Consider the following 7,342-nt stretch of genomic DNA (forward strand, 5'->3'; position numbering starts at 1 on the left):
CACACTACCATCCGGCTTCGCGGAAGGAAAACACACATGCAAACAACTTGAAAACCACTCTTGCTAAAAAGGGGAAGTCCTTATAGACGAGTTATAGGCCATCTCGTAATTCCCTCTGCAGAGCTAGGATGATGTGGTTGTAACATGGTTCTATTGGCTCCAACTGAATACTGCTTTGGAAATCGTCGTAAGTAATCCAGAACTCACCATCTGAAATCTTTACCTCCCAAAGGCACTCATCAACAGTCATGATCGGTTCTGCTATAGGCGTAGCAGCTAATTTCGTTGCCCACTTTCTGGAGTATGCGGGAAAGTCGCCCCATACAGCCTCTGGTTCAAGAACTAAGGCTAAACCTCCGTTCGCCATTCCCCTCGTATCAAATTGAGCCTTCATAGGAATACCTATAACGCCACGCTAACAGGCATGCGACAGGTGCCGCGAAGCGGCAAGCTCTTGTCGCATGTCCGGGTTGAGCAATGAGTTAGACAAATTAGTCGGTATCGGAAAATAAGACATGAAATAGCCGGTCCCAAGGTTCATTGTTCAAGCAATATTCGTACGGTACTACGCCGGATGGCAATTTAGTTGTGGCTTCCGATGGCGACAAAATTTTAAAACCCTTCGCCTCGATTAGGTCACCTACCGACTTTTCGAACTCCGTTCTTAAATTATTTAGTTCAAGTACGTCACTTGGTTCGATCATGGAGTATGCCCGTGCTTTATCTGTGACATAGGCTGTTTCACGACCAATAGCTGCCAGAGGCGCAAGCAAGCTCAAGTAAATGTAAAGTCCTTCAATATTCCCAGAATCGCCTCGTCGATTATGCACAAAAGCTGATGCATAATTTGACAGCCCTCCGTCCGTGATTACTCGAACCTCGCCTTTCTCGAGTTTTTCAATTTCGTGAAAGACTGGTTTCACCTTCACTTCATAAGCGTTCTCGCCATTGCGGCCAAAACCAGGTGAAATTGGCTTCCACTCCGCAAGTTTGAGCAAGTCGTCGTGATTCAGCATCTGTCTAACGTTTTATTGATGGGCCGGCGCCGCCGACCGTTCCGATACCGACCCGGCTTGCGTTCCCGCTGAATTCCTTAACACCGCCATCGCCGGTCCCGCTCCAATTAAATGTTATACCTAGAACAGAACTCAGCGCCCCGTCCACCAAGCTGCCTGCCAAACCCGCTTGCCGCCACATCCCCACCGTCCGAGGAGCGCCGCAACGCGCTCACTGGATCACCGCCCCCAAACCGATAGAACCGTTTCTCTGCCAAAGCCGCAGGTCAGCGAAACCTGGCAGGATGGAACTCGCCAAAACCGCAGAACGGCAATTCCACCTCTGAACTTGTCTGCCAAGACACCCGCACGTGGAACACAGACCGGGCCGCCGCAACGGGCTCAAACTTTAAAACCAATTCCACTTCAAACCGAACGCACCACCGATGAACCGATGACAGCAGCCTGGTATTCAATCGGTATAACGCTGAGCTAACGGGCGCCGCGTAGCGGCATCCCGGTTAAGCGACGAGTTCGAAGCCATGGCTTCGTTATTAACTTCCAACTTTGCAAAGCGCACGGCACTCGCTCCTTCGCTGCACTCTTTCATTGTTCTTTTCAGCACCCGCGCAGCACGCGCCGCCCTCGGATACCGACTTGGCAAGTTTGCAGGGAAATTAAAAGTTACACAACACGAACAGGGCGGAATGCCGCTCGCCAGTCTTACGGGCGCAACAACCAGCTCGGGCGAAACGGTGGCGACGGGAATTGAAGGGATTGAGAGGCACGACTGGTGTCACGAGCGCGACCGTCCAGGCGGTCAAATCATCTGCTGGCTGCGATTGAGCCGCAAAATACTATCGAACGTTACGCTAACAGGCGCGCGCCACGTGCCGCGAAGCGGCAAGCCGTTGGCGCACGTCCGGGTTAAGCGCAATGTTATACCCAGCCCTGAACGCAGCGCCACACGCTCCAAGCTCTTCGCAAAACCCGCCTATATCAACGTTGTCACTGGCCAAAGAGGCTGGCGACGCGCTCGTAATTTGCAGATTCAAAGCCGACGACTCCTTATCTTTGCCAAGACCGCAGGGCAATCACATCATCGCAGGGCCAACCGCAACCAGACCGCAGGACAGCAATCTTCTCGCAGGACTTGCTCGCTAAGCCCCGTTCACTTCGCGCCATAACACACGCCGCAGTTCGCTGATGCATCATCAATCGCTGCCAAGTCACCTCACTGTGGCTTCACGACTGAAACCCGGTTCTCACTCGGTATAACGCCGAGCTAACAGGAACGCGCCAGGCGCCGCGAAGCGGCAGCTTGGTGGCGCGTTTCCGTGTTCAGCGACAAGTTAGGCTGCTCGCGCGTAGGAGAGAGCATGCAGCATGCGGCGGATGTGCTGTCGTTCGATGAGCAACCGATGATCATGAACACTCCTGTTAAATATTGTGACTGTCTTTAGAAAGTTACTGAGGTGAGGCAAATCTCGAGTTTTTAAGCCCACTAAAGCCGCGAAGGTATTTGTTAAATGCGCCGCAAATAGTGTTGCTGGGACGAGATTCTTTAAAGGATTTTAATCTGTACTCCCCTCTTATTTCGACAAGAACTGCTTCAGCTTGTTGTTTAGTAAGGCCCTTTTTCATCAAGTCGCTAAGCACCTCCTTGCTAATACTTTCGTGAATTGGGCTGTTTGTCTTAAGCCAATTCTCATAAACTGACCGAGAAGGGAATCCTCTTGCTTCGCAGTCGTTTGTGCTAACGGATGCATGCTCGAAATAGAAAATATTCAGCAGGTTCACGTCTAAGGTATTGGCGCATGTGTGTGGCGCATACGCTGTTAGCGCAAGGCCCAAAGATAATATTCGCATCACGTGCATATGAATTTTGAGGCGGAGTCTAATTCGCATCTCGGTTTATTCAATGGGACCTAACGCCGAGCTAACCGGCACACAACACGCGCCGCGAAGCGGTAGCTTTATGTTGTGTGTCCCTGTTAAGCGACAAGTTAGATGTTTTTCCCCTATAACCGGGAAATAAACATAGTGACTTCATTTCTGTTCGACTCTTCGTTGAAGCTCTTCCTTAATAAAACGGTTGCTTTTGATAGACGTTGTCACGCATTCATCGATTTTTTGGCTTAGGAAAGACTTCAAACTATTCTGCTTATCAGCTGCGTCCATCTGTGCTTTTAGTACTTCAATACGTTTATCGATATCTTTATCCAGTTTTCTCTTGTCGGGCGAATAGTTGTAGCTCATTTTTGCGTGGAATTCGAAGTCATGCTTTAGATCTCTATCCGCACCCGAAGCGCCTTTTTGAGTTTTTTGCGATGCACCGCCCACCAATATATAGAACGCAGTGCACTCAGCGTGCTCCCTGGCTAGAATTGTCTGCTCAGGCCTGTTTGGTGCGAATGAATATGTCAGGCTTCTTTGATACAGCCAATATACAGTTGCTGCACCAATCATAATAAGCAGCAGTAGAGCAATTCCAATTTTCGAGCGGGTTCGCATACGCATCCATACATCTAACGCCGAGCTAACCGGGACCCAACACGCTGCCGCGAAGCGGCAAGCCCTTGTTGGGGCTCCGGGTTAAGCGATGAGTTATATCTTGACCTGATGGTAGCGCCAGACGCGCCAAGCTGACCGACAAGACCGCTTACTGTCGTACCGCTGCTGGCCAAGGAGGCTAGCAACGCGCTCGTTATTCTGTAACTCAAAGCCGAACCTTCCTTTCTCTACCACGACCGCAGGGCAGCAACACAACGCAGGGCCAACCGCAATGAGACCGCAGGCTGGTCGCTCCAACGCAAGGCCTTGCTTGTCAAACCCTTGACCCGCCGCGCCACGACCAGACTACCGCGACGCGCACTTACTTCAACACTACCTCGACCTGAAATCGAATGCGACATCAATGACTCGATGACCGCAATTTGCCTATTAATCGATATAACGCCGAACTAACAGGCACACAACACTGGCCGCGAAGCGGCAGCTTTATGTTGTGTGTCCGCGTTGAGTGACAAGTTAGGTGCATGCGTGCAGTTCTGTGTACTCATTCTGCATGGGGAACACGATGACCCTTGGCAAAGGAATCTAGCCTTCGCTTTGATAACCGCTGGTTCCCAACTAGCCACTTATCTTGAAGTTCACGTCCGTGGAGGCTTTCATCGCTCTGGTCGGCCAGCCATGAGACAAACAGGTTTCTCGATGAAAACACCCGTCTCTCCATTTGTGCCGGAACATCAGTCCACTTCGACAGCTGTGCTCTGCTAGGAAGCTCACCGTCCGAAACTTCTCCGTAAATGTACTCGCCATCGGCATACCGTAGGCCTATCCCACAGTAGTCTCGGTGACCATACGCGAGAATGTCACCTCGCTCTAGCCTATTCGCTACGGCTTCGGCAAGTTCTCTGCCATAGGGCTCCGTGGACATCACGACGGAACGGCGAATCTCTCTTGCCGCCGCCCTAGAGCGAACGACATGGCACCTCAGCACGAGCATCACGATGATGCCGACTACGGAGGGTAGCAATAGATCCGTGAGTTGATTCATGAGCCTAACGCCGAGCTAACCGGACCAAAACACGTTGCCGCGAAGCGGCAATTTCTTGTTGTGGGTCCGTGTTGAGTGACAAGTTAGGTGCCATGGCCTTCACTCGTTTTTTAGCAACTCAGCAAGACGGTCTGCTCGCTCTTTAGTGAGGCTTTCTTTGCAAGAGAGTACATATAGCCCCTCTGCAGTTCCACCTCCAGATTCTATTTCTCCCTCAAAAGCACAAGCGGCATCACGATATTCCAGCCATGCCTGCTGCGCTTTAACAAGAGAAGATTCATAGCCCATCATTTTTGCTTTTGCTAAGGCGCGCTTATAGATTCGGTTTAGATTAACGTCTTGTTTAACCCAGTTATAGCTCGCACAAATCTTCATCCGAGGAGTTACACCACTGTCGCAAGCGTTGTAATCGTGTCTGATTTCTTCCGGCGTAAGCGATGTCAGTCGTGTCATGGCACGAACGACTTCCTCATCTGCCTTAGCGTAGCAATTGAGAGAAACGAACAACAGCGTTACAACGATAAGGAAATTTCGCATAACACACCTAACGTCGAGCTAACAGGCCGCAAGCGACGCCGCGAAGCGGCATCCTCTGCTTGGGGTCCGGGTTGAGCGACGAGTTATAACTATTCACACTACTCCTCCTTCACCTCAACAAATTCGACATTCTTCCCTGATGCAGGAATAACTACCAAGGTATAAAGAGTCGTAAAGGATGGGAGCGAGATGCCTTCTGGCGGGTCAACCTTCGGCACCTTATAAGAAATAACAATTTTTTTGTTTCTCACATTTTCTTTTACAGAAAGAATTGGTATTTCATATTTGCGGCCAACTGGATATCCACCCAAAAATATTCCGGCCACCATGTTCTCCCGGAAGTTTATTTTCGGAGGTGGGCCGTAGACGCCATAACTTTCTTTGTAAAAGATAGAGTTCCAAGTGACATCATCTCTAAAAACAACCTGCCTTTTATCACCGACATTTACACCGTAGATTGACTCTAATTTTTGGTACGGAATATCTCGAGCATAATCAGCGGCCAATACGGGGCTCATGGTGGAAATTAGCGCCGAAAAAACAACGAAAAGTGTGCGTATCAAGTTTCCCATGGTAGCCGATCTATTAGTTATAACGCCGAGCTAACCGGTGCCCAGCACAAGCCGCGAAGCGGCTTGTGCTGGGCGTCCGGGTTGAGTGACAAGTTATACATAAGCTTTCAACCCCTGAGCTGGGTTAAATAACTATTTATAAGTTCTAGCGTTTATTTCGTTGAAGTTAGGCAAAGTATCGGACCTAGGGCAACGGATAACTCCACTTGGAACAAGCAATGATCGGATTGGCTGATCAGTGTGCCTCCAATAGAATGAATATTGATTCCACTGATAAGCAACTTTCCCAGTCTTTAAGTCTGTAACAGTAACAATGCCTTTGTGAATTCGACTTGACTCTTTCTCTTGTTGAGTCGTTACATTAATGTGGTAGCGAACAGGCTTTGAAAAATCTGCGCCCGGCATGTTATAAGAGGCATCAGCACCCCAAACTCCAACACCTTTATAGGTAACATCAACCATTTCACCATTGGCGTTTGGCGCTCTTACAAATGCCAGATCTTTTAGTAATCGCTGGTAACCTTTAGCCACATTAAGATCTTCTGCGCTCCATCCCACATTTCTTTCTACTTTTTGAAAGAGCTGTAAACCACCATCTCGGACGCATAGCTGCCGGTAATCATAATAAGTTTTATAAGCGTCATACGTACATAGCCCATAAACGGCAACAACACCCAAAAATATCGCTACGTATCGTCGCATAGCATGTCGATTCATCTTTTTATGTATAACGCCGAGCTAACCGGCCCGCGCCATGTGCCGCGAAGCGGCAAGCACTATGGCGCGGGTCTGGGTTGAGCGACGAGTTAAAACTTATTTCAAAAATTTGGTTTGCCATGGAAACCGACAAATTCTGGAGCTTTAACGTCTGTTTGAACTGGCCCTATTTTCCGGTATTTTTCGCATGAATTTCCGTATTCGTTAATCCAGCGAGTAAGTTCACCAATACGGTCGCCTTCACGATAGCTCTTTCGATCAAAAGAAATAAAACCTTGTGCATCTCCGATTTTGTCGCGCACATCGAACACTTGCTGCATGAGGTTCATCTCCAAATTAGTCGGCAACTCGGTGCTCTGCACCCTTTCCCATCCATTGGCAGAATTCCAACGATGAATGAGCAATCCCTGCTCAGGATAATTCATTAAAGAGCATTCCAGAGAGTTTGCAACAAGAATTACAACGTATGGAACGCCGTTTACTATGTCGAAGGTGACTGGATTGAACCCGCCTGGCGAGCGCCAGTATGCTTTGGTGGGGCGATGGTAATACTCGATATAGTGCAAGTTGCCACGGTGCTGTGTCGGCCATCCATTAGAACCAATCTCTGCATGCCCTTCTAGTTGAAACATTGTGCCGTTACTTGACCGCACTTCTTCAGTCCAGCGGGCAGTGTCGCTGCTAAAACACCCGCTAAGTGCGCTCGCAAATAGCATTGCTGTGAAAAATCTTATCTGCAACCAACACGCCACTTTCGCGCCCCTTATTTGTTGTATTAACTTATTCGGTAAGCCGGAATTTATAGTTTTAACGCCGAGCTAACAGGCCCGCAACAGTTGCCGCGAAGCGGCCACCTGTTGTTGCGGGTCCGGGTTCAGCGAATAAAAGGGACTTCCCCCACTCGGTACGGCATCGACGTGCCAAGATTGAGGTTCGAGAACAATCTGAATGAGGGAGGAAGT

Annotated in this window: 7 protein-coding genes; 1 reads left to right on the top strand and 6 read right to left on the bottom strand. The window is 49.4% G+C overall.

Annotation, left to right across the window (positions count from 1 at the left end):
* Positions 1-491 precede the first annotated feature (491 nt).
* On the bottom strand, positions 492-1,016 hold the full coding sequence (locus tag EDC30_RS19135) for a hypothetical protein (RefSeq protein WP_132260523.1): 525 nt from the start codon (positions 1,014-1,016) through the stop codon (positions 492-494).
* Positions 1,017-1,537: 521 nt separating this feature from the next.
* On the opposite strand from EDC30_RS19135, the gene EDC30_RS19140 reads away from it, so the two are divergent.
* Positions 1,538-2,182, top strand: coding sequence for a hypothetical protein (locus EDC30_RS19140; RefSeq protein WP_132260525.1), 645 nt, complete (start codon positions 1,538-1,540; stop codon positions 2,180-2,182).
* Between the two features lie 862 nt (positions 2,183-3,044).
* Here EDC30_RS19140 and EDC30_RS19145 read toward each other — a convergent pair.
* The 5 genes from EDC30_RS19145 to EDC30_RS19165 all read right to left on the bottom strand — a co-directional run bounded on the left by EDC30_RS19145 (position 3,045) and on the right by EDC30_RS19165 (position 7,012).
* On the bottom strand, positions 3,045-3,509 hold the full coding sequence (locus tag EDC30_RS19145; RefSeq protein ID WP_132260527.1) for a hypothetical protein: 465 nt from the start codon (positions 3,507-3,509) through the stop codon (positions 3,045-3,047).
* Positions 3,510-4,653: 1,144 nt separating this feature from the next.
* Positions 4,654-5,007: a lysozyme inhibitor LprI family protein gene (locus tag EDC30_RS19150; RefSeq protein ID WP_165973892.1), complete on the bottom strand. Its 354-nt coding sequence runs from the start codon at positions 5,005-5,007 to the stop codon at positions 4,654-4,656.
* 182 nt (positions 5,008-5,189) lie between these two features.
* Positions 5,190-5,663, bottom strand: a complete 474-nt coding sequence (locus EDC30_RS19155; RefSeq protein WP_132260530.1) for a hypothetical protein — start codon at positions 5,661-5,663, stop codon at positions 5,190-5,192.
* A 132-nt stretch (positions 5,664-5,795) separates the two neighbouring features.
* A complete protein-coding gene (locus tag EDC30_RS19160) occupies positions 5,796-6,380 on the bottom strand; it encodes a hypothetical protein (protein WP_165973893.1) in 585 nt (194 codons plus the stop codon).
* Between the two features lie 101 nt (positions 6,381-6,481).
* Positions 6,482-7,012, bottom strand: coding sequence for a hypothetical protein (locus tag EDC30_RS19165; protein WP_132260533.1), 531 nt, complete (start codon positions 7,010-7,012; stop codon positions 6,482-6,484).
* Between the last annotated feature and the right edge of the window lie 330 nt (positions 7,013-7,342).

This window comes from Paucimonas lemoignei, from assembly GCF_004342585.1.
GTDB classification, from domain to species: domain Bacteria; phylum Pseudomonadota; class Gammaproteobacteria; order Burkholderiales; family Burkholderiaceae_D; genus Paucimonas; species Paucimonas lemoignei.

Bases quoted from the DNA above. Each gene is read 5' to 3' on its own strand.
- EDC30_RS19135 (WP_132260523.1), bottom strand. From the start codon at position 1,016: ATGCTGAATCACGACGACTTGCTCAAACTTGCGGAGTGGAAGCCAATT.
- EDC30_RS19140 (WP_132260525.1), top strand. From the start codon at position 1,538: ATGGCTTCGTTATTAACTTCCAACTTTGCAAAGCGCACGGCACTCGCT.
- EDC30_RS19145 (WP_132260527.1), bottom strand. From the start codon at position 3,509: ATGCGAACCCGCTCGAAAATTGGAATTGCTCTACTGCTGCTTATTATG.
- EDC30_RS19150 (WP_165973892.1), bottom strand. From the start codon at position 5,007: ATGACACGACTGACATCGCTTACGCCGGAAGAAATCAGACACGATTAC.
- EDC30_RS19155 (WP_132260530.1), bottom strand. From the start codon at position 5,663: ATGGGAAACTTGATACGCACACTTTTCGTTGTTTTTTCGGCGCTAATT.
- EDC30_RS19160 (WP_165973893.1), bottom strand. From the start codon at position 6,380: ATGAATCGACATGCTATGCGACGATACGTAGCGATATTTTTGGGTGTT.
- EDC30_RS19165 (WP_132260533.1), bottom strand. From the start codon at position 7,012: ATGTTTCAACTAGAAGGGCATGCAGAGATTGGTTCTAATGGATGGCCG.